At 38.8% G+C, this 26,463-nt stretch carries 25 protein-coding genes and 1 tRNA gene; 17 read left to right on the top strand and 9 right to left on the bottom strand.

All coding sequences use genetic code 11. From position 1 onward, the window contains the following. The first annotated feature begins 13 nt into the window (after positions 1-13). Positions 14-799 (top strand): NlpC/P60 family protein, encoded by a 786-nt coding sequence (locus ACK1I8_RS03215; protein ID WP_412467907.1) that lies wholly within the window; start codon positions 14-16, stop codon positions 797-799. Between the two features lie 200 nt (positions 800-999). Here ACK1I8_RS03215 and ACK1I8_RS03220 read toward each other — a convergent pair whose 3' ends face one another. The 9 genes from ACK1I8_RS03220 to hisG all read right to left on the bottom strand — a co-directional run bounded on the left by ACK1I8_RS03220 (position 1,000) and on the right by hisG (position 9,578). Then, positions 1,000-1,896, bottom strand: a complete 897-nt coding sequence (locus ACK1I8_RS03220; RefSeq protein ID WP_412467908.1) for a WD40 repeat domain-containing protein — start codon at positions 1,894-1,896, stop codon at positions 1,000-1,002. 59 nt (positions 1,897-1,955) lie between these two features. Then, the gene (gene hisIE, locus ACK1I8_RS03225) at positions 1,956-2,558 is read right to left on the bottom strand and encodes a bifunctional phosphoribosyl-AMP cyclohydrolase/phosphoribosyl-ATP diphosphatase HisIE (RefSeq protein ID WP_412467909.1); all 603 of its coding nucleotides are present in this window, start codon (positions 2,556-2,558) and stop codon (positions 1,956-1,958) included. Between the two features lie 59 nt (positions 2,559-2,617). After that, on the bottom strand, positions 2,618-3,373 hold the full coding sequence (hisF, locus tag ACK1I8_RS03230) for an imidazole glycerol phosphate synthase subunit HisF (protein WP_412467910.1): 756 nt from the start codon (positions 3,371-3,373) through the stop codon (positions 2,618-2,620). 169 nt (positions 3,374-3,542) lie between these two features. After that, positions 3,543-4,292: a 1-(5-phosphoribosyl)-5-[(5-phosphoribosylamino)methylideneamino]imidazole-4-carboxamide isomerase gene (hisA, locus tag ACK1I8_RS03235; RefSeq protein ID WP_412467911.1), complete on the bottom strand. Its 750-nt coding sequence runs from the start codon at positions 4,290-4,292 to the stop codon at positions 3,543-3,545. Between the two features lies 1 nt (position 4,293). Further along, entirely contained in the window at positions 4,294-4,887 is a 594-nt protein-coding gene (hisH, locus tag ACK1I8_RS03240; RefSeq protein ID WP_412467912.1) for an imidazole glycerol phosphate synthase subunit HisH, read from the bottom strand. A gap of 211 nt (positions 4,888-5,098) precedes the next feature. After that, the gene (hisB, locus tag ACK1I8_RS03245) at positions 5,099-6,232 is read right to left on the bottom strand and encodes a bifunctional histidinol-phosphatase/imidazoleglycerol-phosphate dehydratase HisB (protein ID WP_412467913.1); all 1,134 of its coding nucleotides are present in this window, start codon (positions 6,230-6,232) and stop codon (positions 5,099-5,101) included. Position 6,233: 1 nt separating this feature from the next. Then, complete coding sequence (hisC, locus tag ACK1I8_RS03250; RefSeq protein ID WP_412467914.1) at positions 6,234-7,274, bottom strand: histidinol-phosphate transaminase; 1,041 nt, start codon at positions 7,272-7,274, stop codon at positions 6,234-6,236. A 107-nt stretch (positions 7,275-7,381) separates the two neighbouring features. Beyond that, a complete protein-coding gene (gene hisD / locus ACK1I8_RS03255; protein ID WP_412467915.1) occupies positions 7,382-8,677 on the bottom strand; it encodes a histidinol dehydrogenase in 1,296 nt (431 codons plus the stop codon). Between the two features lie 49 nt (positions 8,678-8,726). After that, complete coding sequence (gene hisG / locus ACK1I8_RS03260) at positions 8,727-9,578, bottom strand: ATP phosphoribosyltransferase (protein WP_412467916.1); 852 nt, start codon at positions 9,576-9,578, stop codon at positions 8,727-8,729. 275 nt (positions 9,579-9,853) lie between these two features. Here hisG and ACK1I8_RS03265 point away from each other — a divergent pair, with 275 nt between their 5' ends. The 16 genes from ACK1I8_RS03265 to ACK1I8_RS03340 all read left to right on the top strand — a co-directional run bounded on the left by ACK1I8_RS03265 (position 9,854) and on the right by ACK1I8_RS03340 (position 26,412). After that, positions 9,854-11,416, top strand: coding sequence for a L,D-transpeptidase family protein (locus ACK1I8_RS03265; protein WP_412467917.1), 1,563 nt, complete (start codon positions 9,854-9,856; stop codon positions 11,414-11,416). A gap of 19 nt (positions 11,417-11,435) precedes the next feature. After that, positions 11,436-11,840 (top strand): hypothetical protein, encoded by a 405-nt coding sequence (locus tag ACK1I8_RS03270; RefSeq protein WP_412467918.1) that lies wholly within the window; start codon positions 11,436-11,438, stop codon positions 11,838-11,840. Positions 11,841-12,080: 240 nt separating this feature from the next. Beyond that, positions 12,081-14,120 carry a BatA domain-containing protein gene (locus ACK1I8_RS03275; RefSeq protein WP_412467919.1) on the top strand — a complete coding sequence of 680 codons (2,040 nt, stop codon included), beginning with the start codon at positions 12,081-12,083 and terminating at the stop codon, positions 14,118-14,120. Further along, positions 14,117-15,373, top strand: a complete 1,257-nt coding sequence (locus ACK1I8_RS03280; RefSeq protein ID WP_412467920.1) for a dihydroorotase — start codon at positions 14,117-14,119, stop codon at positions 15,371-15,373. The genes ACK1I8_RS03275 and ACK1I8_RS03280 overlap by 4 nt, the downstream gene beginning before the upstream one ends. Before the next feature lie 103 nt (positions 15,374-15,476). After that, positions 15,477-16,145 (top strand): hypothetical protein, encoded by a 669-nt coding sequence (locus tag ACK1I8_RS03285; RefSeq protein WP_412467921.1) that lies wholly within the window; start codon positions 15,477-15,479, stop codon positions 16,143-16,145. Positions 16,146-16,157: 12 nt separating this feature from the next. Continuing rightward, a complete protein-coding gene (locus tag ACK1I8_RS03290) occupies positions 16,158-16,727 on the top strand; it encodes a DUF4199 domain-containing protein (protein ID WP_412467922.1) in 570 nt (189 codons plus the stop codon). 85 nt (positions 16,728-16,812) lie between these two features. After that, positions 16,813-17,388, top strand: a complete 576-nt coding sequence (locus tag ACK1I8_RS03295) for a zeta toxin family protein (RefSeq protein WP_412467923.1) — start codon at positions 16,813-16,815, stop codon at positions 17,386-17,388. A gap of 320 nt (positions 17,389-17,708) precedes the next feature. After that, positions 17,709-18,662: a glycosyltransferase family 2 protein gene (locus ACK1I8_RS03300; RefSeq protein WP_412467924.1), complete on the top strand. Its 954-nt coding sequence runs from the start codon at positions 17,709-17,711 to the stop codon at positions 18,660-18,662. A 74-nt stretch (positions 18,663-18,736) separates the two neighbouring features. Then, a complete protein-coding gene (locus ACK1I8_RS03305; protein ID WP_412467925.1) occupies positions 18,737-19,699 on the top strand; it encodes a glycosyltransferase in 963 nt (320 codons plus the stop codon). A 2-nt stretch (positions 19,700-19,701) separates the two neighbouring features. Further along, on the top strand, positions 19,702-20,490 hold the full coding sequence (locus ACK1I8_RS03310; RefSeq protein WP_387504218.1) for a hypothetical protein: 789 nt from the start codon (positions 19,702-19,704) through the stop codon (positions 20,488-20,490). Positions 20,491-20,540: 50 nt separating this feature from the next. Continuing rightward, positions 20,541-22,040, top strand: coding sequence for a GH3 auxin-responsive promoter family protein (locus tag ACK1I8_RS03315; protein ID WP_412467926.1), 1,500 nt, complete (start codon positions 20,541-20,543; stop codon positions 22,038-22,040). A gap of 313 nt (positions 22,041-22,353) precedes the next feature. Then, a complete protein-coding gene (locus tag ACK1I8_RS03320) occupies positions 22,354-23,514 on the top strand; it encodes a 1-deoxy-D-xylulose-5-phosphate reductoisomerase (protein ID WP_412467927.1) in 1,161 nt (386 codons plus the stop codon). A gap of 29 nt (positions 23,515-23,543) precedes the next feature. Beyond that, positions 23,544-24,932 (top strand): site-2 protease family protein, encoded by a 1,389-nt coding sequence (locus ACK1I8_RS03325; protein ID WP_412467928.1) that lies wholly within the window; start codon positions 23,544-23,546, stop codon positions 24,930-24,932. An 82-nt stretch (positions 24,933-25,014) separates the two neighbouring features. Next, complete coding sequence (hscB, locus tag ACK1I8_RS03330) at positions 25,015-25,548, top strand: Fe-S protein assembly co-chaperone HscB (RefSeq protein WP_412467929.1); 534 nt, start codon at positions 25,015-25,017, stop codon at positions 25,546-25,548. 393 nt (positions 25,549-25,941) lie between these two features. Further along, positions 25,942-26,253, top strand: coding sequence for a DUF3817 domain-containing protein (locus ACK1I8_RS03335; RefSeq protein WP_412467930.1), 312 nt, complete (start codon positions 25,942-25,944; stop codon positions 26,251-26,253). Between the two features lie 79 nt (positions 26,254-26,332). Continuing rightward, a tRNA-Leu gene (locus tag ACK1I8_RS03340) sits at positions 26,333-26,412 on the top strand. The last annotated feature ends 51 nt before the right edge of the window (positions 26,413-26,463 follow it).

Here is a 26,463-nt window from a genome sequence, read left to right on the forward strand (position 1 = left end):
TTGAGCAGATTATATGAAAAATCAATACGGTATTTGTAGAGTCGCGGTAGCCCCGTTAAGAGCAGATGCATCAGATAAAGCAGAAATTGTTTCACAATTATTATTTGGTGATCATGTTGAAATCATTCAGAAAGAAGAACGTTGGTGGCTGATTCAGAACGGTTATGATGGTTATGAAGGCTGGATAGATTTCAGGCAGCTGGCACCTATTGACGAGGATCAGTTCGCCCAGATGCACGATTGCCATTTGCTGGCGCCTTTAAGTTTTAATAACGTGTTAACTGCCAATGATGGCAGTTTATATCATTTAAGTCCGGCAAGTAATCTTCCTTTTATAAAAGATGGATATTGTTATGCAGGAGAAGAAAGGTTTAAACTGAATTTCGAAGCATACGATAATCGTGCTGTGAATTTTACAGATAAATTAATGGAAACCGCTAAATTTTTTCAGAATACGCCATACTTATGGGGCGGAAGGCATTTGTTTGGCTTAGATTGCTCGGGTTTTACACAAACCGTATTTAAAATGTTGGGTATTAAATTAAACCGCGATGCTGCCCAGCAGGCCGAACAAGGTGAACTGGTTGGTTTTCTGGCCGAGTGTCAGCCAGGTGATGTTGCTTTTTTTGATAATGAAGAAGGCCGGATTACACACGTGGGTATTATGTTGAGTCCCAACGAGATTATCCATTCATCTGCGAAGGTGAAAATCGATCCAATAGACGATCAGGGGATTTTTAATAAAGAATTGGGTAAATACTCACATCAACTGAGAATTATTAAACGTTTTGTGGAATAATGTTTTAAATTATATTTTATTCGAAAAGATGACGTTTTGGCTTTAATTATATTGAAATCTTCATGCTAAAATTTTTCAGCATCTCTAACTAAAGAGCCTGAAATGAATTATTTTCGGTGAGCTCGCTTAAAGCTCGGTTTACTTCATGGCTTTCCGCTGTACTACAGGTCAGTGAAACGCCAGGTACTAATTAAACGAAATTACTCCAATTCCCAAATCATCACCTGTTTATCATCTCCGGTTGAGACGAGGTATTTGCCACCCTTGCTCCAGATGATTTTGTTGATGGAATGGGTATGGCCAATGCCGGCTTTTTCCAGGCTTAATATCTTATACAGTTTAAAGTTCTCAGCATCCCAAAGTTTAATGCTTTTATCCTGGCTGCTCGTGGCAAAATAGGGCAGGGTAGGGTGGAAAGCAATATCGTAAACGGTAAACATGTGCGCCGGTACAGTTTGTAGCAATTCATAATCCGGCAGGCTCCAGATTTTCAGTTGTGCGTCGCGGCTACCTGAAATTAAATACCTGCTTTCGGGGTGGTAAGCTAGCGCTGTAACCGGAAGTTTATGTCCTTCCAGGTTTTGTTTCAGGCTATAATCGCTTAGGTTGTAAATTTTAATCAGGTGGTCTTTACACCCAAATGCAATCTCCGTTTCATCCGGAGACAGGGCAATGGTACGAACAGTATCATAAGCTGCCTGAAAGCAGTAAATCTCCTTAAAATCAGTTAATGACCAAACCGCAACGGTTCCGTCCTCGCCTGTGGTAATGAGCTCATTTTTAGATTGGACGGTTTTAATGTTGAAAATAGGCTTCAGGTGCGCGTTAATGCGCGTAATAACTTCCTGTTTTTTTAAATCGTACACACTGAAAGCACCGCTTCTTTCGCCTACAAACAACTGGTAATCATAATAATGCAGGCAGTAAACAGAACTTTGTACCGGCATTTTAACTTTAACAAAAGCCATTTCAGCTAAAGACCATTCTACAATGCCTTTATCGTTACCCGCACTAAAAAATAATTCATCTTGATCTGAGTGAGCAAGGGCATAAACAGGGTTCTGATGGCCAGGAAGTGTTTTAATGTGCTTGAGCATGCGGGTAAGGTTGGAAGATTGGAAGGTTGAGGGATATTCGTACCCTCAACCTTCTACCTTTATTTATGTCTTTTCTCTAAATTTCTGGCAATATCCTCAATAGATAAGCCTTTTTCTTTCAATAAAAACAACAAGTGAAACATCAGGTCCGAAGCTTCTCCAATGAGATCTTCTTCCGATTCTGCTAATGCAGCAATAACGGTTTCTACACCTTCTTCGCCAACTTTCTGGGCAATTTTATTAAGCCCCTTGTTCCGCATTTTGTTGATGTAAGAGCCTTCAACCGGGTTTTTGTAACGATCATTAATGATGTTTTCGAGCTCAAAAATGAAATTCTGGTTAAAATCGGTTTTAAAACAACTGCGGCTTCCGGTATGGCAGGTAGGGCCAACCGCATCTGCTTTAATCAGGATGGTATCATTATCACAGTCTACGAAAAGTTCTTTTACGTACAAAAAATTGTTGCTGGTTTCACCTTTTGTCCATAAACGGTTTTTGGAACGTGAAAAAAAAGTTACCTTACCTTCAGCCTGCGTTTTTTCCAAAGCTTGAGCATTCATATAACCCAGCATTAAAACCTCTAAGGTCTTGTAATCCTGGATAATTACAGGTAGTAAGCCTGCAGTTTTATCCCAATCAAGGGAATTAATATCGATTGTCATTTTATTTTTTTATTTCGGAAAGCAGACTCCTGACGCTGGACTGCCGACTCCGGACTAACTTATATTCTTACCGGAATGTTATTCCTCTTTAACTCCTGTTTTAAATCGGGGATTAAAATTTCACCATAATGAAATACGGAAGCAGCCAGTGCGGCATCTACATTGGCTTTTTGGAATACTTCGGTAAAATGTTCCATATTTCCTGCCCCACCTGATGCAATGATCGGGATATTAATCATTTGGTTTATTTGACCTAATAATCCACAATCAAAACCCGCTTTAGTGCCGTCATGGTCCATAGAGGTTAATAAGATTTCGCCTGCGCCTAAATCTTCGGCCTGTTTAATCCAGTTTTCGGTTTCCAGCTCGGTAATTAGTCTTCCACCATTTAAATGGACCATATTTTTGCCGTCTACGTATTTGGTATCAACGGCTAAAACCACAAATTGTACACCGAAGGCTTTGGCCAATTCTTCAATCAGTTTTGGATTGCGTACAGCTGCAGAATTGATACTGATTTTATCAGCACCGGCATTTAAAAGGGCATCAGCATCGGCAATTTCTGTTATTCCACCACCTATCGTAAATGGAATGTTTAGCTGTCGCGCAACTGATTTTACCATTTCAATCATCGTCTTGCGGCGTTCGTGTGTGGCTGTTATGTCCAGAAAAACCAGTTCGTCTGCACCTTGTTGTGCATATTGCGCAGCAAGTTCCACAGGATCGCCCGCATCGCGTAAATCAACAAAGTTTACCCCCTTTACCGTACGGCCATCTTTAACGTCTAAACAGGGAATTATTCTTTTACTAAGCATGTTTTGTTTGATTTTCATCATTGCGAGACATGAAGCAATTTTAATACTTTTGCCTCGCCCGATTCGTCACCCTGAATGTATTTCAGGTTCTATATGTCATGAAGATGCTGAAATAAATTCAGCATGACGATTGCATGTTACAACGAACCAAATATTAAAATGTATATTTTTAAATTGAACTCAATGCTTTCAGATTCCACTCTTTAATCTCTTCAATCGTAATTCTGTCTTCGTAAATGGCTTTTCCGACCACCACACTTCTGATTGGATATTTGGCCAGCTCGTAAATATCTTTCATCGAACTTACTCCACCAGAAGCAATTAATTTGATCATTGGTGAGTGTTCTAATAATTTTTGGTATAATTCAATCGCTGCACCACCCAACTTTCCATCTTTGCTGATATCAGTGCATAAGAAGCGGAAAAATCCCAGCGAAAGACATTTATCCACATAGTCCATCAGCTTGATGGGCGAGCTTTCCATCCAGCCTGAATATTTGATGACTTCATCTAAAACGTCGATTGCAATAACAATTCGATTGGCATAATCATCTTTTTTTGCAAAAGCCTCACTCAATTGTCGTAAGAAATCAGGATTGGTGATGGCTTGTGTACCCACAATTACCCTGTGGATACCTGCATCAAGCAAGTTGGTTACCTGCTCAATGGTTCTGATGCCTCCGCCATACTGCACCTTCATATCGGTTTTTTTGATGATCTCAAAAAGCGTTTTTTGATTGCTAAAGTCACCTTTGGCTCCATTTAAGTCGATAATGTGGATGAAATCTGTGCCGTTCGAGCGGTATTTCTCTATCATTTCGGGAATGGAAACATCATATTCCGTTTTCTGGTTGTAATCGCCTTCACGAAGACGGACAACTTTTCCATCCAAAATATCAATTGCAGGTATTATGTACATTTTATAAGCTTAAGTTTGAAAAATTTTTTAATACTAGTTCTCCGGCTTTTCCCGATTTTTCGGGATGAAACTGAACGCCGTAAAAATTATCTTTTTGTACCGCTGCTGAAAACGTTAAACCATAATCAGCAGATGCGATATCAAAAGTAGGGTTATATTCAATAAAGTACGAATGCACAAAGTAAAATTGTGTATTATCTTCAATCCCTTTAAACAATAAATTGTTTTTTGGTTTCACTGCGTTCCAGCCCATGTGCGGAATCTTGATGTTCAGTGATTTATCGAATTTTTTGGTTTTCACCGGAACGATATTTAGAAGCGTTGCGTCGCCCTCTTCAGAATGTTCGGTAATGAGCTGCATGCCTACACAGATACCAAGCACGGGTTTGGTCAGTTTTTTAATGGCTTCAACCAGGCCTGTTCCCCTCAGTTTTTCCATGGCAGCACCCGCATGGCCAACACCAGGGATGATGATGTGGCTGTATTTTTCGAGTTCATTTTCGGTATTTACCATGCCGTACGTCACGTTTAAACGATCTAGTGCTGCAGTAAGAGAGAAAATATTGCCTGCTCCGTAATTTATAATTCCAACCATAATATAATAGTTAATATTCTTTTTTTATAGGTTTGAAAATGAAAGTCAGTTTTTCATCGGGCCTGTAGTCCCGCTATCGCTTATAGTCCTTTCCCGATGAATCCCGATTTTACATCGGGAGGGATGCGGGCTATTCCGCTCTATCGGGTTTATTTAACAACGGATAGGCGTCAACACCCTCCGCCTTAAACCCTTCAGCCTTCCAACTCTCTTACAACATTCCCTTGGTGCTCGGCAATACCATTTTTTCGGCATCGCGTTTAATGGCCATTTTAATCGCTTTTGCAAATGCTTTAAAAATGGCTTCAATTTTATGGTGCTCGTTATCGCCTTCAGCTTTTATGTTCAAATTACATTTTGCGGCATCACTAAACGATTTAAAGAAGTGGTAAAACATCTCAGTCGGCATATCGCCCACTTTTTCACGTTTAAATTCAGCATCCCACACGATCCAGTTCCTTCCTCCAAAATCTATTGCTACCTGTGCCAAACAATCGTCCATTGGTAAGCAAAAACCATACCTTTCGATGCCTAATTTATTACCTAATCCTTTAGCAAAGGCTTCTCCGAGTGCAATACCAGTATCTTCTATTGTGTGGTGTTCATCAATATGTAAATCGCCCTTTGCCATTATTTCCAGATCAACACTACCATGTCTGGCAATCTGATCAAGCATATGATCGAAAAAGTTTAGACCAGTTTCGATTTTTGCCTTTCCTGTTCCGTCCAGGTCAAGGTTAATGGTAATGTCGGTTTCATTGGTCTTGCGTTCATGATGGATTTTCCGGCTTCCTGCTTTGAGCAAGTTATAAATATCTTCCCATTTTTTGGTTTCCAGAATAATCACATCCAATAGCGTTTCATGCTTATCCAATGCTTCCGTTGAGCCTAATGCATCGTTCTGACGGAGAAAGATGGCTTTCGCGCCTAAATTTTTGGCCAGAATTACATCATTCAGACGATCGCCGATGACGAAAGAATTTTTCAGGTCATAATCTTCGCTAAAATATTTCGTCAACAAAGCGGTACCGGGTTTGCGGGTTGGTGCGTTATCCTTGGCGAAAGTTCTATCGATCACAATCTCGCTGAAATGAACACCTTCGCCGGCAAAAGTTTCCAGCATGAAATTGTGGATCGGCCAAAAATTTTCTTCAGGATTTGAAAGTGTACCCAATCCATCCTGGTTGGTCACCATCACCAGTTCGTAATCCAGTTCGGCTGCAATTTTCGATAAATAATATAACGAACGCGGATAAAATTTAAGCTTCGCAAAACTATCTACCTGTTCGTCATCTGGCTCGATATTTAAAGTGCCATCCCGGTCTATAAATAATACTTTTTTCATCTTAAAATTTTTCTAGAACATTTAACAGCTTGTCGTTTTCTTCTTTTGTCCCTACAGTGATCCTTAAACAACCTTCGCACAAAGTGACTTTAGAACGGTCTCGTACAATGATTCCTTGCTCTACTAAAGTATCATAAATTTTTAGCGCATCTGTAACTTCTGTGAGAATAAAATTCGCATCAGAAGGATATACTTTTTTTACAATATTTATTGCATTTAATGCCTTACTTAAACGCTCTCTTTCAGCAACAGATTCTTTAATCCAGTCGTTCACCTGAACGATGTTTTTTAGCGCTTCGAAAGCTAAATCCTGAGTGGCCTGATTGATGTTGTAAGGTGGCTTGATTTTATTCAAAACATCGATCACTTTTGTAGAAGAAAAAGCCATCCCTAAACGTAAGGCGGCAAGCCCCCAGGCTTTCGAAAAAGTTTGCAAAACCACGAGGTTTGCATACTCGGTTAGCTCCTGTATAAAGGTCTTCTGACGGGCGTAATTGATGTACGCTTCATCCACTACAACGATACCATTAAAGTTGGCTAAAACGGTTTCAATATCTTCCCGGTTTATCGAATTTCCGGTCGGATTATTTGGCGAACAAATGAAGATTAATTTGGTGTTTTTATCAATCGTTTCTGCAATCTTTTCCATGTCTAACTGGAAGTTCGGAAGCAGGCTCACTTTGCGTATTTCTACATCGTTTATGTTGGCCGAAACTTCATACATTCCGTAAGTTGGAGGCAGCACAATTACGTTGTCTTTTCCGGGATTACAGAAAGCGCGGAACAATAAATCTATTGCTTCATCGCTACCGTTTCCTAAAAAAGTATTCTCAATTGGTACGCCTTTTATTTTGCTTATGGCATCCTTCAAGTCCAGCTGTAAAGGATCCGGGTAGCGGTTATAATTAGCTGGCAGCGGTGAGCCATAACTGTTCTCATTGGCATCTAAAAATACTGATGCCTGACCTTTAAATTCGTCCCTTGCGGTAGAGTAGGGGCGAAGGTTTTTTATATTTTCTCTTACTAAATCGTTAATGTCCATTGTTGTGTTTTATTCGTCACCCTGATCCGATAACCATCGGATTTATTTCAAGGTCTTTACTGTTATAGATGCTGAAATAAATTCGGCATGACGTACAGCAAAGATGTTTATCTAATTGAATTTTTAAGTCTTATACTTACCGCATTTTTATGTGCCGCTAAGCCTTCTGCTGCTGCAAGTATTTCAACGGTAGCGCCGATATTGTCCAAACCTTGGGGGGATAAATGCTGAAAAGTGATTTTTTTCAAAAAAGCATCTGTTGATACGCCCGAGTAAGCTTTTGCAAAGCCGCTGGTTGGTAAAGTATGGTTGGTTCCCGAGGCATAATCGCCAACACTCTCGGGGGTAAAATTACCTAGAAAGACTGATCCTGCATTGATAATCAAAGGTATAACACTTTCAAAGTTTTCAGTGGCCAATATCAAATGTTCGGGTGCATATTCATTTGAAAACTGCATCGCTTCATCCAGATCCTTCGCTAAAACAGCATAAGAATTGGCAATCGCTTTGGCTGCAATGTTTTTTCTTGGTAGAATAGCCAGCTGGTTTTCAACTTCTTTTAAGGTTTCAGATATAATATCGTTAGAGGTAGATACTAAAATAGCCTGACTATCAGTACCATGTTCTGCCTGCGCAAGTAGATCAGCTGCAACAAATGACGGATTGGCAGTCTCATCAGCAATGACCAATACTTCCGATGGTCCGGCCGGCATATCGATAGCCACTCTATTCTGAACCATGGTTTTGGCTGTGGTTACATAGCGGTTGCCAGGTCCGAAGATCTTATATACCTGTGGTACGCTTTCTGTTCCGAAAGCCATAGCTGCTACTGCCTGTGCGCCTCCAATCAGGAATACTTTTTCGATACCCAATAACACTGCGCAATAAGCCAGGTAGCAATTGGTTTTGCCTTGCCCGTCAGGCTGCGGAGGGGAGCAGACTACTATTTCCTTACAACCCGCAATAAGGGCTGGTATCGCCAGCATTAAAAAGGTACTTGGCAACACTGCTGTTCCTCCCGGAATATAAAGTCCAACCTTTTCAATTGCCCTCGCTTCCCGCCAGCAAACTACACCTGGCATCGTCTCTACTTTATCTTCTTTTTTTAACTGCGAAAGGTGAAAATTTTTAATGTTTTGATAAGCGGTATCAATTGCCTTTTTCGCTTCAGGCGGAATAGTGGCTGCAATTGCTTTTAGCTCTTCGCCATCTAAGAAAAGTTTTTCCAATTCGACTTGATCAAAGGTTTTGGCAAAATTGAAAAGGGCTTTATCGCCTTCTGTCTTTACTGCTTGTACAATGTCGGCAACACGACTTTCAATCAATTTATCATCTTCAATCTGTCGGGAACACAGTTCTTCAATTTTTGATTTAGATAAATCTGTATAATTGTAGATTTTCAACGTTTTATATTTTAAAATTAACTAATAGTTAATATATGTTTTTGAAATTTTACCGTATGATTTTCTCAATAGGCATCACTAAAATACCTTCGGCACCTGCAGCTTTCAGGCTGTTGATTTTATCCCAGAAATCCTCCTCGGCAATTACGGAATGAACGGCTACCCAATTCGGTTCGAAGAGTGGAACCACGGTAGGACTTTTTACACCTGGCAATAAATCAACTACTTTTTGTAGGTTGTCTTTCGATACATTCAGCACCACATATTTGTTTGATTTTGCACTCAGTACAGAACGGATGCGTTGCAATAATTCTGCTACCTCCGGATTGTTGGTGATGGACTTGTTACCGATTAAAACGGCTTCCGATTGCATTACATCAGCAAATGGTTTTAGCCCGTTACTTTTTAATGTTCCGCCAGTAGAAACGATATCGAAAATGGCGTCACTTAATCCTAAACCCGGACCGATTTCTACGGATCCTGAAATGGTTCTGATATCAGACTGTATACCTTTCTCCTGTAAAAATTTTTCGAGGATTACCGGATAGGAAGTAGCGATTGCTTTGCCGTTTAATTCTTCCAGTTTTTGGATGTTACTGGTGGCCTGGACGGCGATTTTTAAGGTGCATTTCCCGAAGCCTAATTTTTGTAGATAGTTTACTTCGGCTTTGGTTTCTACAATCACATTTTCGCCAACTATACCCAGGTCAGCAATGCCATCCTGCACGTATTCCGGAATATCATCGTCCCGAAGGAAAAGAATCTCTAAAGGGAAATTGGTAACGGTAGAGATGAGTGAGCTTTTGTAGTTTTCGAAAGATAAACCACAGTTTTTGAGTATTTCTACAGATTTTTCGTTTAACCTACCCGATTTTTGGATAGCAATTTTAAGTGTTTTCAAAGTATTGAATATAGAGTGAACAGGAAATTATTTTACGGAAAAAAGTTTTGAAGTACAAAACAAACATATCATATCGCCTATCGGCGATGGTGTAAATGTAAGTGATGGTTCAAAGTTAAATTCATAAATTATTTCTGCCAGTATCAATACGTTAGCTGATAAGCGCTGGCAAATATAGTGTTTGATTTGGTAAAACAAAAAATAATGGCACTTAATTTGCCATTATGCTGTTTTTATTATCATTAACTGTTATTTTATATTAAAATCCTACGCTTTTGAAAAAGTTTCACTTTCTTATTTTACCCTTTATTTTATTGATATCTGCCTGTGGGTGGTTTAAAAGCCCGCCGGAGATTGGTAAAGTACTCGCTGAACATTTCAAAAATAAGATTTATAAAGATTTTGATACTGTAGCTTACGATAGTGTTTTTCTGAAAACAATGGACAGTCTTTCAGGTAAATTCGTAAATCCTAAATCTATAAAAGCTTTTTACGCGAATAATAATACCCAGCCTAAATTAGTTACGCAATTTTATATCAATGGCCAATTAGATTCATTAGTGGGTTATTTAGATCAAAGCAGGATACATGGATTTAACCCGAAAATCTTTAAGGTAGATGAAATTAAAGGTTTGCTGGCCGAGTTAACAGCCAATAAGTTTAAAAAAGTGCAGGAAAGTTATCCTGTAATTGCCAGATTAGAGTTGTTAGCTGCAAATGCTTACCTGAATTATAGTAATTATTTAAAATATGGGGTTGTAAATCCCCGGACGATTTTTTCCCGTTATTACATCAAAGTTAAGCGTCCTGATAGTTTGGGAATGATTAATCTTTTAGATGGTAAAAGCCTTGTTGATACCCTAAGATCCGTTCAGCCGGAATCAGCTCAATACAAAGCTTTGCAAGCTGCTTATTTAAATGCAAATTCCGAAAATGAAAAGCGGATTTTATCATTGAACATGGAGCGTTTTCGCTGGAGAATGCCAGAGACGGGAAGCAATTATGTACAGGTAAATATTCCTGATTTTAGGTTGACCTGGTTTGATCAAAAAGATACCGTCATCACCATGAAAGTTTGCGTTGGCGGGAGGCGTGAACAGGATTATGAAGAGAAGCTTAAAGTCTTCGCAAAATCGGGTAATCTAGATGACAAACCGAAGAACCATGAGACCCCATTATTGTTCAGTAAAATCAATTCCATTCAGGCCAATCCGGTCTGGAATATTCCGGTAAGTATTGCCCAAAGTGAAATCTATTGGATGGCCCGAAAAGATCCCTTTTATTTATCGAACAGTAACATTAAAGTGTACTACAAAGATAAGCTGATTGGCGAGCCTGATACCATCAACTGGCGCAGGTATTCCCGTGATAAATTGCCATTCAGATTTAAGCAGGGATCCGGTGGTGGAAATGCTTTAGGAAAGTTTAAATTTATCTTTGATAATGGCTCAAGCATTTACCTGCACGATACCAATAACAAGAACGGATTTAACCTGACAAACCGGGCCATCAGTCATGGTTGTGTACGCATCGAAAAACCACTTCAATTTGCCGAACTTTTGGTAAAAGATTCTTATACTTATGATAAGCTTAGGGCAGAGGTTGACTTACCTCCAATAGACAGCACACATATAAAATGGTATAAAAAACGCATGGCTCAAAAGGCAGATACCACTAAGGCCTTTCAATTAAAACCCGCCTGGTTCGGTCCAAAAAAACCTGTGCCTTTATTGATTACCTACATTACGGCCTGGCCTCAAAATAATCAGATCGAATATCGTCCTGATGTTTATGGTATGGATGATAAACTTTGGGCTGCGATGAGGAAATTTAGGTAACTAGTGCTAAGTTTGCAAAATGCAGGAAACACCTTCTTTTAACCATCAGGCCGATATTGTAAATAGTGCCATCAGATTTATAAACGCATGGTTTAAACAATCAAAGGCGATTACCAATGAACTGAACGATTTTTTTATCCTCCCTGGCAATAAAATTATTGGCAAAGATGTAATCATTGGGCGTTTGAAAGGCATTTTCGGACCATCAGACGAATATGTAGGCGGACGTTATGATATTATCGATGCTAATTTTGAATTATTGGGCGATGGTAAAGGTATGGGCTTTGTAGAAGGCGTAGCCGGTTACCGGGAGGTGATTCAAAAACAATCAAAAATTGTAAGCGGACCCTTTAAATTGTATTTCGTGCTCCATAATGGCAATTGGAAGATTGTAAATGTCGAATTTCCGGGGTTTAGTTATTAGAATGAAATAAGTAGATAGTTATCCCAGGTTCACGTCATCTCAAGCGGAGTATAACGTAGCTGGGAGATCTATCTGGGCAGATCTCTCCCCGCCTTTACGGGCGCGTACTCCATTGCGTTCCGGTCGAGACGATGCTAACTTTTTCAGTTAATGTCATTGCCAACCGATAATAAGTAACATTGATAATAATAAATCAGGAATATTAAACCAATTCCATAATTTTTCTATCTTTGGTTTTTAATGAATTTCCTTTATCCGGGCTTTCTTTTTGCATTAATATCGGTTGCTATCCCGGTTATCATCCATTTATTTAATTTCAGAAAATTTAAGAAGGTTTATTTTTCTAATGTTCAGCTTTTAAAGGAAGTAGAACAGCAAAATTCATCAAAAGAAAAACTTAAGAACCTGCTTATTCTCGCATCGCGGATTTTGGCGATTATCTTTTTAGTAATGGCCTTCGCTCAACCCTATATTCCGAGTCATAACCAAAAAACTACCGCTTTAAAAAATATAGTCAGTATTTACATCGATAACTCTTACAGTATGGAGGCCGTAAATAAAGACGGCAGTTTGCTAGACGAAGCCAAACGTAGGGCCAAAGAACTGGTTAAAGGTTTTGGTATAAACGACCGTTTTCAGCTGTTAACGAACGATTTTGAAGGCAAATACCAGCGTTTATTAAACGAAGAAGCATTTTTAAAGGCTTTGGATGACGTAAAAATCTCGGCATCAAACCGTAATCTCCAGCAGATCTTGAATCGGCAGGAAAATGTTTTAACTGGAGCCGAAAATAAATATAGCTTCCTGATCTCCGATTTTCAAAAAAATATCTCATCCAACAAAAAGCTCGAAACCAGAGCCGATATTCAATATTCATTTTTGAAATTGAATGCCAATACCTTACCCAATGTTGCGGTTGATAGCGTTTGGACACTTTCACCAAATCATCAGCCCGGTGCGAATGAACGTTTAGTGGTACAGCTAAAAAATTATTCGGAAGAAGAAGCAAAAAATATTCCGTTAAAATTAAGCCTCAATAACCAGCAAAAGGGATTGGGCGCTGTAACCATTCCTGCAGGTAAAACAGTTAAGGATACCTTAAATTTCTCAGGACTTAACGCCGGTTGGCAAAAAGGTGTGGTGAGTATCAAAGATTTTCCGGTAACTTTTGATGATACCCTTGCTTTCAGTTTTAAAGTAGATGAAAGTTTCCCGGTTTTAAGTATCAACGGGGCCAGCGCGGGTAATTATATGAGGGCGTTATTTGCGGCCGACCGATACTATAAGCTAGCTGAAAATACCGAAAGCAATATAAATTATAGCAATTTTCCCAATTATGGCTTAATTGTATTAAACGGATTGAAAAATCCTTCAAGCGGATTGGCACAACAGCTGAAAGCCTATTTAAATGCAGGTGGTACGGTACTTCTTTTTCCCGATTTGGATGCCGACATTCAGACATATAATTCATTTCTAAGCGGATTATCACTTCCAACTATTCAAGGTTTAAATACTACTCCCAGCAAGGTTGACCAGATTGATCTGCACCATCCTATTTTCAAGACTGTTTTTGAAGAAATTCCCAAAAACCTGGACCTGCCAGTTGTTTCCCGGTACTATTCTTTTGCGGAGAAAAATACAGCTAACAAAGAAGACATCATGTGGTTGCCAGGAAAAAGGCCTTTTTTCTCTAAATATGGAGTAGGGAACGGCCAGATTTACTTATCAGCCTCCGGCCTGAACGTAAATGATGGAAATCTGGCGCGTCATCCGGTTTTTGTACCGTTAATTTATCGCTTAGCCTTAAGTGGGGGAAATGATATACCACTATATTATGATATTGGCAATGATAATACACTGGCAAGTAAAAAAGTCTCTATAGGTAAAAACCAGAGTTTAAAAATGACCGCCGATCATTTTGAGGCCATACCTGAAATACGACAGGTAAATGGGAAAACATTGATTTATATTGCCGATCAGATTAAAAATGCTGGCTTTTATAACTTGAAACTTGCCGATTCGCTGCTCGCTATTTATAGTTTTAACAATGGCCGGACCGAATCTGATCTGCATTACTTCAGCAAAACAGAACTGGAGCAACTGGCAGGTAAAAGTAATCTGAAAGTATTCGATACCGATAAAGATGCTATTAAATTAATTGCCGGCGACAATAAAATCGGGCAAACTTTATGGAAACTTTGTCTAATTTTGTCGCTGATTTTTATTGCAGCAGAAATTTTGCTCATCCGATTTTTTAACAACACAAAGAAAACAATATGAATCTCCTGGTTAAAAATGTAACCATTGCCGATCCGCAAAGTAAGTTTAACAGTCAACCATGCGACGTAAGGGTAGAAAATGGTAAAATTAAAAACATAGGTCAATTATCTGCCGATAAAAATGAAACCGTTTTTGATGCTCAGGGTGCTTTTTTAACACCTGGGTTTTTCGATTTAAACTGTGTAGCAGGAGATCCGGGTTTTGAAACCAAAGAAGATATCCAAACACTTACCGAAACCGCAAAAGCTGGTGGTTTTACAGGGGTAGCCTTACTGCCGCAAACCAGCCCGGTTGTACAGTCGAAATCTCAGGTTGAATATATTGTTAACAAGGCCAAAAATAATCTGGTTGATGTTTTGCCCGTGGGTGCCATTAGTCAGAACCGTGAGGCAAAAGAACTGGCTGAACTGTTTGATATGCAGCAGGCAGGTGCTGTAGCTTTCTCTGATGGCGATAAAGCTTTGCAGGATGATGGTTTTATGAGCCGCGCTTTGCAATATGCCAAAGGTTTTAATGCCTTGTTGATGGTTTATCCTGAAAATAAATCAATTGCAGGTAAATCGCAGATCAATGAAAGTAAAAACTCAGTACTGTTGGGGATGAAAGGTTTACCGGCATTGGCCGAAGAAATGCACATTGCCCGAGATATTTTTTTAGCTGGCTATAACGAGACTAAAATCCATATCAGCAATATTTCAACTGCTGGTGCAGTAGCCTTGATCCGTAAAGCAAAGAAAGATGGTGTTCAGGTTTCATGTGATGTAACGGCGCATCACCTGGTGTTTACGGAAGAACTTTTGAGTGATTTTGATAGCAATTACAAGGTTAAACCACCCCTGCGCGGAAAAGCTGATGTAAAGGCATTAATTGCAGGGCTCAAAGATGGAACCATTGATGCGATTACTTCCCAGCACCGTCCGGAGGAAATTGAATTTAAAAATGTGGAGTTCGAAATTGCCCATTATGGTATTATTGCTTTGCAAACGGTATTGCCATTGTTGTTAAAAGCCGGATTAGACATTGCCTTAATTGTAGAGAAATTGGCCGTTAATCCACGTAAATTGTTAAATTTAGCTGTTCCGGTAATTGAGGAGGGAGCAGTAGCTAACTTCACAGTAGTAAATACAAGTGAAAAATGGTTGTATAATGCGGCGAGCAACTATTCTAAATCAGCAAACAGTCCGTTGTTGGGTACTGAACTTACTGGTAAGGTAAAATTGGTATATCATAATAATCAATACTGGGAGAATTAATTGAAAAGAGCTTAACTGCCATTGTATATAGATGCTGAAATAAATTCAGCATGACGGATCGATTTAATAATCTTAAAATCCTATAACCTTAAAAATCTTAATCATGGATAATAGAGTAAAACAAGCGCTAAGCGCTTCCATTCATAAATACGCCGAGGTTTCAGCCATTAATGTGGAAGGTTTTGAAACAGAATTGTTAGCTGCATTTGAGCTTGATGTTAACTTTTTAGATAAAGCCACCGCTTTTGATGCCGTTTTTGACTCCTATCCTAAATTTGAAGAATTGCGCGAAATATTTTTTGATTTACTCATGGTGAATTTCTTCAGTAGCGATGTGCAAAAACTGGAAGACGACTATCTGGAAAGCGATGAGTGGGCCAATATTGAAGAAGAAACCATTGACAGGGGAACTGAACTCTTAAATCTTTTGCTCTATATTAAAGAATGTAAGGATGAAGATTTAGAACCTGAACTGGGCGATTTCTTAAAAGAATTTTTGTTGGTGGAAGATGACGAGTTTCAGGATGAGTTTGAGATTTACGAAGAACTGATCAGCAACCAGCAACTGGCCGAAAGTAGTGTGGAAGAGATCTGTAAAACCGCTTCAAAATTAAGTATCAGCGAAGAAATGCAGGAATTGTTTGTGCCTTTTATGGTTTTCTTCCTGGATGTGGAAGGTAGTAAGGAAACCGAGAAAGAATTAATTCAGTTTAGCCGTAACAAAGCTTTCGATGCTGCATCTTATACATTGATCACAACAATCAATAACTAAAAAAAATAAAAAATGGACAAGAGTGCTCTTATTTCCAAATTAGCTTTAAAAAATGGATTAATGCTGGCTGCAGTATCAATCGTTTTATCTTTGACGCTGCATTTTATCGATCCGGTATTAATTTACACCAGTTTTATGGCGCAGATAGCCATATTTGTTTTATTTATTGCTTTGCTGGTAGTAGTGGGGATTAATATTCGTAAAGAAATTGGTGGTTTCTGGACATTTGGAGAAGCGTTTAAGGCTTTTTTAATTATTTCTTTGATACTGGCCTTAACAGCAACACTTTATAATGTAGTGCTGATGAAGATCATCGATCCCGATCTTCCGGCGAAGGCTGCAGATGCTATTGAAACAGCGCAAAGAGCAATGATGGAGAAATTTGGAATGGCCAGCGAACAAATTGACGAAGCGATTGCTAAGGCAGGTAATATGCAGGAGAAACTTGAACCTACTTTTAAAAATATATTTACCAGCTTTGGTGTTTCACTTGCACTGTATGGTGTGCTTTCGCTCATCTTGGCTGCTATTTTGAAAAGAAAAGCGCCAGTTACCTTCAACTCGTTTCCTAAAGAAGACTAAATTCTTTTTATAAAATTTTGAACGTGCAGGTTTTATCATTTAATTTGATGAAATCTGCACTTTTTAGTTTAAATCGCCAATTGTTATGCCTCATCTGTATATTATTTCGGGTTGTAATGGAGCTGGCAAAACAACGGCATCATTTACTGTTCTGCCTGAAATCCTGAACTGTAGAGAATTTGTTAACGCCGATGAGATCGCTCGCGGAATTTCTCCGTTTAAACCCGAAAGTGTAGCCATTCAGGCTGGAAAAATTATGCTGAAACGGATTGATGAGCTGCTATGGCAAAAAGCAGATTTTGCTATTGAAACTACACTCACTACTAAATCTTACTTAAATACCATCAAAAAAGCAAAAGCTTCAGGTTATCAGATAACGCTTTTATTCTTTTGGTTAAATGATGTAGAGCTTGCGATCGAGAGGGTTAAAATGAGGGTGTCTGAAGGTGGACACGATATTCCTGAAGATGTAATTAGAAGAAGGTATAAAAAAGGCTTGCAAAATTTGGAACAATTTACCGAAGTTGCTGATTATTGGTTAATTATTAATAGTTCAGATAGGCAATTGCAATTCATAGCAGAAGGGAATTTGACGGATGAAATCACTATCTTTGAAAAAAAGACTTGGTCGAAATTTAATTTTTTAAATAATGGAAAATAATAACAATATCGAATTACGATCCAAAATACGTTTAGGCCTCAACTTAGCATTCAAAAAACTTGTTGCATACAAGGCCAAGAACGACGGTGTTTTAGTTTTTTCCGATCAGGGGAAGATTATCAAAGTAAAAGCTAAAGACATTAAATTATAATTGAATCAAAAATTTTGAACGTGCAGGTTTTATCATTTAATTTGATGAAATTTGCACGTTTTTAATAATGCGTCATCGCGAACAAAACTCAGGAAGAGCGTAGGGGTGTGGCAATCTTTCAAACAGATTGCCTGGTCGTTCCTTCTCGCAATGACGATAATACTCAAAAATGGATATATCAGTTGTAGTACCCTTATTTAATGAAGATGAATCCCTGCCAGAATTAACGGCCTGGATTGATAAAGTGATGACTGAAAATAATTTCAGCTATGAGATTATTTTGGTTGATGATGGTAGCACCGATCGATCCTGGGTGGTAATTGAAGAATTAAGGCTTCAAAATCCCGCCATAAAAGGCATTAAATTTAGACGTAATTATGGTAAATCAGCCGCATTAAATGTTGGTTTTGAAGCTACACAGGGCGATGTGGTAATTACCATGGACGCCGATTTGCAGGATAGCCCGGATGAAATTCCGGAATTATACCGTCGTATTAAAGAAGAGAAACTGGACCTGATTTCGGGCTGGAAAAAGAAACGTTATGATCCGATTACGAAAACAATACCGACTAAACTCTTTAATGCAGCTACCCGCAAAATGAGCGGTATAGCACTGAACGATTTTAACTGTGGTTTAAAGGCTTACCGGAGCGACGTGATCAAAACCATAGAAGTATATGGCGAGATGCACCGTTATATTCCGGTAATTGCCAAATGGGCCGGATTCGGCAAAATAGCTGAACAGGTGGTAGAACACCGTGCACGTAAATATGGCACAACCAAATTTGGTTTCAGCAGATTTATCAATGGTTTTTTAGATTTGCTCTCTATTTTCTTTGTGGGTAAATTCGGCAAGCGCCCGATGCACTTTTTTGGTTCATTGGGAGTTTTAAGTTTTCTTATTGGTACTTTTATGGCATTATGGATGATCGGTGAAAAACTTTATCACCTTGCTGCACATATTCCTTACAAAAGAGAAATTACCGACCAGCCGTTATTTTACATTGCGTTGGTTGCTATTATAGTTGGCTCGCAAATGTTCTTAACAGGTTTTGTGGCAGAACTGGTAACCCGCAATGCACCAGAAAGAAACCAGTATTTGATAGAAAAGGAATTAAGGTAGAAGGCAGGAAAGCGGAAGGTCCATCCGCCCCTTTAGCCTCAACCTTTAAACCCTCAACCTTCAACCTCCAAAAAATGTTTTTCTCCATCATCATTCCCCTTTACAATCGTCCGCAGGAAATTGACGAACTTTTATATACTTTAACCAAACAGACTTATTTACAGTTTGAGGTTTTGGTGATTGAAGATGGTTCTAAAAACGATGCGAAGGAAATTGTTGCTTCTTATGCAGATCAACTGGACGTTAAATATTACTTTAAGGAAAATGCAGGACAGGGCTTTGCCCGTAATTTTGGTTTTGAAAGGGCCAAAGGCGATTACTTTGTCATTTTCGATTCTGATATTCTGGTTCCTGCCAATTATTTAGAGATTGTTAAAAACTATCTGTATGAACATCATTTAGATGCTTACGGTGGTCCGGATGCAGCCCACGATAGTTTTACGCCTGTACAAAAAGCAATCAGTTATGCCATGACTTCGCCCTTTACCACAGGTGGCATTCGTGGAAATAAACAACATGTCGGGCAGTTCCATCCCCGCAGCTTTAATATGGGCGTTTCCCGTCAGGCCTGGGAAAAGGTTGGTGGTTTTATTTTAACCCGTTTAGGTGAAGATATTGAATACAGTATCCGCATTCATGAGAACGGTTTTAAAATCGGTTTGATTCCCGATGCAAAGGTTTATCATAAGCGCCGTACCAGCTTTAGCCAGTTTTATAAACAGCTGCACTTTTTTGGAAGGGCAAGGATCAATATTTATAAACATTTCCCAAAAGAGTTAAAACTCGTTCATTTTTTTCCAGCCTTTTTTACGTTGGGTTTTGGTTTCACTATTTTGTGTAACTTTATATATCCTCCATTAGCATATGTTTGTAACTTCTTCTTATTGATTTATTTTATGTTGATATTTTTTCATTCATGGTCTGTAAATAAATCTTTAAAAGTTGCATTTTTGAGCATTATATCTTCATTTATCCAATTAACTGCTTATGGTTTGGGATTTATACAGGATTTATTTAAACGTGTGGTATTCAAATAACAATGATCAATTATCTAAAAGAAAGCACTTTTGCCGTTAACGATGTGATACAAAAGGCATGGGGCATTACCAGAAAACACTATTTCTCGATCGCTACATTATGTTTTTTGATGTTTATCACCGCTAGTGCATCGAGCTTAATGGCCTTTTTTATCAAGGATGTAAGCAAAGCTTTAAGCGTAATTATGGTAATTATTTTCGTTCTGCTTTATTTCACCATTAATCTTTCGCTATTTAAATATATTTTCCATTTAATGGACGATGAAGAAAATGATGTAAAAATTGTAGATACGCTTCCAACCAGACAGCAGATTATCAGGTTCCTGATCGCTACCCTTTATTTTGTAGGCTGTATCCTTGGTGTTTATCTGGTAGTAATTCTCGTTGCTTTCCCATTCATTTATACCGGAATAAATTTATCGATAGTTAAAAATGTAGCCATCTCGGTAGGGATTATTGCCATTTTTATCACCTGGTTAAGGATCTCATTTTTTCCATTTTTTATTATTGATAAAGGTGCCACCCCATTTGATTCTATCAAATTGAGTTTGGCCACTACCAAGGGAAATTTCACCAAGATATTGCTATTATTGGTTGTTTTAGGTGGAGGATACCTGATCTACCTGTTGTTAAATTACCTGCAATGGCCTTTAATTGCCTTTATAGTAAATATTTTAAGTTCATTCATCATTGTTCCGCTTTCCAGTGTGGCTTTAACCGTTGCATACCGAAAAATTTCAAGCGAGTATAAAGGCGATCAACATCCTGATATTTTACATAATATTGTTTAGGGAGGATTTTCTCCATCAATCATTTAATTATTCCAAATTCAATCATTAAAATGGGACTTAAAGCAGCGTTAAGTAAACCCTTTGCGGCATTTGCAGTCTGGCAGATCAACAAATGGAAATATAATGCCGTTGATGCTCAAAATAAGATATTAAAGCGGCTGGTTAAAGCAGCTGAAAATACAGCTTTTGGGAAAGATCATCATTTTAATGATATCAACACCTATGCTGATTTTAAAAAACATGTTCCGGTTCAGGATTATGAAGGATTAAAGCCATATGTAGACCGGGTCGTGGCTGGAGAGGCCGGCGTACTTTGGAAAGGTAAACCACTTTATTTCGCCAAAACATCGGGTACTACCTCGGGCGTCAAATATATTCCACTCTCTAAAGAATCGATGCCAGAACACATAAAAGCGGCAAGGAATGCCATTTTAACTTATATCAATGAAACAGGAAAGGCAGATTTTGTAAACGGAAAAATGATTTTCCTGCAGGGAAGTCCGGTATTGAGTGTCAAAAATGGAATCAATGTAGGTCGTTTATCGGGTATTGTGGCCCACCATGTACCGGCCTACCTGCAAAAGAACCGTTTACCTTCTTATCAAACCAATATCATCGAAGATTGGGAACAAAAAGTAGATGCCATTGTGGAAGAAACGATCAATGAAAACATGACTTTGATCTCTGGTATTCCACCCTGGGTACAGATGTATTTCGATAAACTTTCAGAAAAATCCGGAGGAAAGAAAATTGCTGAAATATTCAGGAATTTTAGTCTCTTCATTTACGGTGGGGTAAATTTTGAACCCTATCGGGCGAAAATTGAGCAAAGTATCGGTAGAAAAGTTGATGCCATCGAAACCTATCCCGCATCAGAGGGATTCATCGCTTATCAGGATTCGCAAAAAGATAAGGGTTTATTGTTGTTGGCTGATGCAGGTATTTTTTACGAATTTGTACCAGCAGATGAATATTATAATGATAATCCAACGAGGTTATCGCTTGGTGAGGTGGAGCTGGATACCAATTACGCCCTGATCTTAAATACTAATGCAGGTTTATGGGGCTATAGTATTGGTGATACCGTTAAGTTTGTTTCAAAAAATCCCTACAAAATCGTGGTAACCGGGCGGATAAAACATTTTATCTCTGCTTTTGGCGAACATGTAATAGGAGAAGAGGTGGAACAGGCTATTTTGAGCGTGGCCAATGCAGAGCAGGTAGAAATTACAGAATTTACCGTGGCGCCGCAGGTTAATCCGGAAGCAGGCCAATTGCCTTATCATGAATGGTTTGTAGAATTCTCATCTCCACCAAAAGATTTGGCTGCCTTTAGTAAAAAGGTGGATGAGGCTTTACAAAAGAAAAATATTTATTACTTTGACCTCATTGAAGGTCATATCTTGCAGCCATTGATCATACGTAAGCTGCAAAAAGATGCTTTTGTAAATTATATGAAAAGTGAGGGGAAATTAGGTGGACAAAATAAAGTGCCTCGGTTGAGCAACGATAGAAAACTGGCAGAAGGATTGGAGAAGTATATTGTTTAATTAATCTTCCACGGTTCGTTATATATTTTTTAACGACGAGTCGTCATTTCGAGCGAAGTGTAACGCAGTCGAGAAATCTGTCTAGATAGATCTCTCCATTCCGCTGCGCTACAGTCTAGATGACGATTGCTCAACAGATGCTTTTCAGAATGACAAAATGGTCGTGTGATGGCATGAATAAATAAAGCTTAATTGATTTGAGCAAACTGTATTAAAGAATAGTTAGCGCTTCAGTTCATGCTTTAATGAAACTAAATGCGAGAATGGTTCGTGAGGACACGTACCAGGGCGGTTATAACAATGTAAAAACGATTTGAAAAGAATAACCATATTAGGTTCTACAGGAAGTATAGGTACACAGGCACTGGAAGTGATCAGGGATCATCCCCGTGTTTTTAAGGTAGCTGTTTTATCTGCATTAAAGAATTCAGAACTACTTATCCAACAGGCGATTGAATTTAAACCAGCAGTTGTTGTTATCTGCGATGAAAACAAGTACAGGGAGGTTAAAGATGCGCTGTTCGGCTTTGATATAAAAGTTTTGGCCGGAGAGAATGCTTTATCAGAAGTTGCAGCCTATGCAGATAGCGATATTGTACTGACCGCATTAATGGGCTCGGTGGGGCTGAAACCAACCATTGCAGCCATAAAAGCAGGAAAAAACATTGCTTTGGCCAACAAAGAGACTTTAGTGGTTGCAGGCGAGCTGATTACGCAACTGGCAACTGAAAATCAAGTTAAAATCTTACCGGTTGATTCTGAGCACTCTGCCATATTTCAATGTTTGGTTGGCGAAGAGCAAAATGAAATTGAAAAAATTTATTTAACGGCATCGGGCGGACCTTTTTTAGGAAAGACAAAAGATTTCTTATCGGCCATAAAAAAAGAGCAGGCATTAAAACATCCCAACTGGATAATGGGTGCAAAAATAACGATCGATTCGGCATCACTGATGAATAAAGGTTTGGAGGTAATTGAGGCCAAATGGTTATTTAACCTGGATGTAGATCAGATTGATGTGATTGTTCATCCTCAATCGATCATTCACTCCATTGTTCAGTTTACCGATGGTTCTATGAAAGCCCAGCTGGGTGTTCCAGATATGAAACTGCCGATCCAATATGCTTTAAATTATCCCGATAGGCTAAAAAACAATTTTAAACGTTTTAATTTCTTAGATTATCCGACCTTCAGTTTTGAAAAGGCCGATCTGGAAACATTCAGGAATCTAGACCTTGCATTTATTGCTTTACGGAGGGGAGGGAATATGCCCTGTATTTTAAATGCAGCGAACGAAATAGTGGTTGCGGCATTTTTGGAAGATAAAATTGGTTTCCTGCAGATGAGCGAGGTGATCGAACAGTGTATGGAAGAAATCGGTTTTGTTGAACAACCACAATTGAACGATTTTTTAGAAACTGACAAACATAGCCGTATCTTAGCCGGCAGATTAGTAACAAAAAGTAAAGTTTAACATCTAACATAAAAATTTTATAAGCGAATATGAACGGATTGATTATGGCGGGGCAACTGCTGCTTGGATTGTCTTTATTGGTAATATTACACGAATTAGGACATTTCTTGGCAGCCAGGGCATTTGGTATTAAAGTAGAAAAGTTTTATTTATTTTTTGATGCCTGGGGTTTTAAACTTTTCAGTTTCAAAAAAGGTGATGTTGAATATGGGGTGGGATGGCTGCCACTTGGCGGTTATGTGAAAATTGCCGGGATGATTGATGAAAGTATGGATACCGAGCAAATGGCACAGCCTGCACAACCCTGGGAATTCCGTTCCAAGCCAGCCTGGCAGCGTTTAATTGTCATGCTCGGGGGGATTATCGTTAACGTAATTGTTGGTATTTTCATCTTCTGGATGTTAACCTTCAACATCGGGCAAAATTATACCGTTAACAGTAAACTGAATGATGGTATTTCTGTAGGTACAATCGGGAAGGAAATTGGCTTGAAAAACGGAGATAGGATTTTGGCCATCAATGGCAATAAACTGATTCGCTTTGAAGATGCGATATCCAGCAAAGTATTGTTTGATGGCGCACAACTAACTATTTTAAGAGACAACAAAACACTTTATATTTCGGTACCGGATACCATTCTGAACAAAATATCAAAAAACGATAAGGAAAATTTTATCTCTCCGCGATATATCATGGAGCGTGTGGGAAAGGTGAGCGCACCTGATGAAAAAGCAGATAAACCATCTTTTTTTGATAACCTCTTTGGCAAAAAGTTCGAGAAACCCGTATATCCGGCTTACACGGCCGGCATTAAACCGGGCGATAGTATTTTGTCGGTTAATGGAAAACAGATTACTTTTTTCGATCAGTTTAAAGAAGAAGTTTCTGCAAATAAGTTAAAGCCTATTACGGTTAAAGCCTTGCGGAAGGGAAAAGAGATTACATTCAATCTTAAGGTGAGCAAAGAGGGAACGATCGGAATTATCCCGAACCTGAAAATGCCTGAAACTGCACATGTAGATTTTGGCTTTATCGAATCGCTTCCTGTAGGTGCCAATATGGCCTGGAGTACTTTTGTAGACAATGCTAAAGGTATCGGAAAAATGATTACCGGCAAATTGAGTGCACGTAACATCAGCAGTCCGATTGGTATTGCAAAGGTATATGGCAGTACTTTCGACTGGGTTAAATTCTGGACGCTGACAGGATTGATCTCCATGGCTTTGGCATTTATGAATTTATTACCTATCCCAGGCTTAGATGGGGGGCATGTGGTGTTTCTTTTGATCGAAATGGTACAACGCAAACCTGTAAGCGAAAAAGTGCTGGAGCGGGCCCAGATTGTAGGTTTTGTTATCCTGATCTGTTTAATGGTATTCGCTTTTGGTAATGATATTTTAAAATCTTTCGGTAAGTAAAACCAAATTTATATTATTGCCGCAGATGTGCAGAGCTTAAAGCTGATCTGTACATCTGCGGTTTTTTAATTTAACATACATCATGAGTGTAGAAGCATCAGATATTAACTATTTCGATTTTTACGAATTACCGGTTCAATTTTATCCGGATCAAGATGCAATAAAAGCCAAATTTTATGCGCTTAGCAAGCAGTTTCACCCCGATTTTTATGCCAATGAAAGCGAAGACAAGCAGCAGGAAGTACTGGATCTATCGACATTGAACAATAAGGCTTACCAGACGCTGAACAACGCTAAGAAACGCTTAAAATATGTGTTGGAATTGAAAGGTATTGTGAAAGCTGATGAAGCTTATCAGCTGCCACAATCTTTTTTGATGGAAATGATGGATATTAATGAGGCTTTAATGGATTTGGAGTTTGAGCCTGATGCAGAAAAAAACGCACAGCTAAAACTTGATGTTGAGGCCATAGAACGGGGTTTAACTAACGAATTACAGGATCTGACGAAGCAATTCGACAGTAATCCAAAAGATGCTGATGCTTTATTACCTGCTATTAAAGATAATTTTTATCGTCAGAAATATATCGACCGGATCAGGGAAAAATTGGCTTGATGGAAATTAAAGTCGGATGTCGGTGGCCCGAAGTCCGATGATATGTTGCCATAACTTGGAGGAGAGACACTGTGTTCTTTGTCATTACTCAGGGCACTTTGTGGTAAAAAATGAGATTGGTGATTAAAGTCGGATGTCTGAGGTCCGAAGTCCGATGATATATTGCCATAACTTGGTGGAGAGACACGGTGTTCTTTGTGTCTATACTTCGCGAAGTCTGTGGTTAATAGAGAGAGAATTGCTACTCAAACGAGTTTTGTAATTGCGATCGCCTAAACCCTAAACCTTCCACCTTAAAACCTTCCACCTTTTAAAACACACTATTGTAAAATCATTTTTTAGTTTTGGTTAGGCAAAGGCTTTGTTATACTTTCGGGGCAAACAATCAGATCAATGAATAGCTCCCTTTCTATTTTTCGTAAAGTAGCTGTAGCAGAAGGAATATCGTACCTGCTTTTATTATTTATCGCCATGCCGCTAAAATATTTTGCCAACCTTCCCTTGTATGTAAAGTATACGGGATGGGCTCACGGCTTATTATTTGTATTATATGCGGCTACGTTGGTTTTGGCCTGGCAAGAGCAAAAATGGAAGTTTGGTAAAGCGACCTTGATTTTTTTGGCTTCCCTGTTGCCATTTGCTCCATTTATTGTAGATCGAAAGCTAAAAGATGAGCGTCAGGAAAATGTAAATGGCATACAATAAATGAGTTAAGAATTAAATAAAAATAATTTTTGGATTTTAATTTTCAATTTCTACATTTGCAACCCCGTCCAACACGAATGCCCGGATGGCGGAATTGGTAGACGCGCTGGTCTCAAACACCTGTGGGAAACCGTGCCGGTTCGACTCCGGCTCCGGGTACAAGCCGGGATTTAGAATTTCAACATTTTAAATCCCGGATTTTTTTTGCCA

The organism is Pedobacter sp. KLB.chiD, assembly GCF_047040275.1.
GTDB lineage: Bacteria > Bacteroidota > Bacteroidia > Sphingobacteriales > Sphingobacteriaceae > Pedobacter.

What these genes read in the sequence shown, in the direction of transcription:
- ACK1I8_RS03215 (WP_412467907.1), top strand. Translation starts at nt 14, where the DNA reads ATGAAAAATCAATACGGTATTTGTAGAGTCGCGGTAGCCCCGTTAAGA.
- ACK1I8_RS03220 (WP_412467908.1), bottom strand. Translation starts at nt 1,896, where the DNA reads ATGCTCAAGCACATTAAAACACTTCCTGGCCATCAGAACCCTGTTTAT.
- hisIE (WP_412467909.1), bottom strand. Translation starts at nt 2,558, where the DNA reads ATGACAATCGATATTAATTCCCTTGATTGGGATAAAACTGCAGGCTTA.
- hisF (WP_412467910.1), bottom strand. Translation starts at nt 3,373, where the DNA reads ATGCTTAGTAAAAGAATAATTCCCTGTTTAGACGTTAAAGATGGCCGT.
- hisA (WP_412467911.1), bottom strand. Translation starts at nt 4,292, where the DNA reads ATGTACATAATACCTGCAATTGATATTTTGGATGGAAAAGTTGTCCGT.
- hisH (WP_412467912.1), bottom strand. Translation starts at nt 4,887, where the DNA reads ATGGTTGGAATTATAAATTACGGAGCAGGCAATATTTTCTCTCTTACT.
- hisB (WP_412467913.1), bottom strand. Translation starts at nt 6,232, where the DNA reads ATGAAAAAAGTATTATTTATAGACCGGGATGGCACTTTAAATATCGAG.
- hisC (WP_412467914.1), bottom strand. Translation starts at nt 7,274, where the DNA reads ATGGACATTAACGATTTAGTAAGAGAAAATATAAAAAACCTTCGCCCC.
- ACK1I8_RS03270 (WP_412467918.1), top strand. Translation starts at nt 11,436, where the DNA reads ATGCAGGAAACACCTTCTTTTAACCATCAGGCCGATATTGTAAATAGT.
- ACK1I8_RS03275 (WP_412467919.1), top strand. Translation starts at nt 12,081, where the DNA reads ATGAATTTCCTTTATCCGGGCTTTCTTTTTGCATTAATATCGGTTGCT.
- ACK1I8_RS03280 (WP_412467920.1), top strand. Translation starts at nt 14,117, where the DNA reads ATGAATCTCCTGGTTAAAAATGTAACCATTGCCGATCCGCAAAGTAAG.
- ACK1I8_RS03285 (WP_412467921.1), top strand. Translation starts at nt 15,477, where the DNA reads ATGGATAATAGAGTAAAACAAGCGCTAAGCGCTTCCATTCATAAATAC.
- ACK1I8_RS03290 (WP_412467922.1), top strand. Translation starts at nt 16,158, where the DNA reads ATGGACAAGAGTGCTCTTATTTCCAAATTAGCTTTAAAAAATGGATTA.
- ACK1I8_RS03295 (WP_412467923.1), top strand. Translation starts at nt 16,813, where the DNA reads ATGCCTCATCTGTATATTATTTCGGGTTGTAATGGAGCTGGCAAAACA.
- ACK1I8_RS03300 (WP_412467924.1), top strand. Translation starts at nt 17,709, where the DNA reads ATGGATATATCAGTTGTAGTACCCTTATTTAATGAAGATGAATCCCTG.
- ACK1I8_RS03305 (WP_412467925.1), top strand. Translation starts at nt 18,737, where the DNA reads ATGTTTTTCTCCATCATCATTCCCCTTTACAATCGTCCGCAGGAAATT.
- ACK1I8_RS03310 (WP_387504218.1), top strand. Translation starts at nt 19,702, where the DNA reads ATGATCAATTATCTAAAAGAAAGCACTTTTGCCGTTAACGATGTGATA.
- ACK1I8_RS03315 (WP_412467926.1), top strand. Translation starts at nt 20,541, where the DNA reads ATGGGACTTAAAGCAGCGTTAAGTAAACCCTTTGCGGCATTTGCAGTC.
- ACK1I8_RS03325 (WP_412467928.1), top strand. Translation starts at nt 23,544, where the DNA reads ATGAACGGATTGATTATGGCGGGGCAACTGCTGCTTGGATTGTCTTTA.
- hscB (WP_412467929.1), top strand. Translation starts at nt 25,015, where the DNA reads ATGAGTGTAGAAGCATCAGATATTAACTATTTCGATTTTTACGAATTA.
- ACK1I8_RS03335 (WP_412467930.1), top strand. Translation starts at nt 25,942, where the DNA reads ATGAATAGCTCCCTTTCTATTTTTCGTAAAGTAGCTGTAGCAGAAGGA.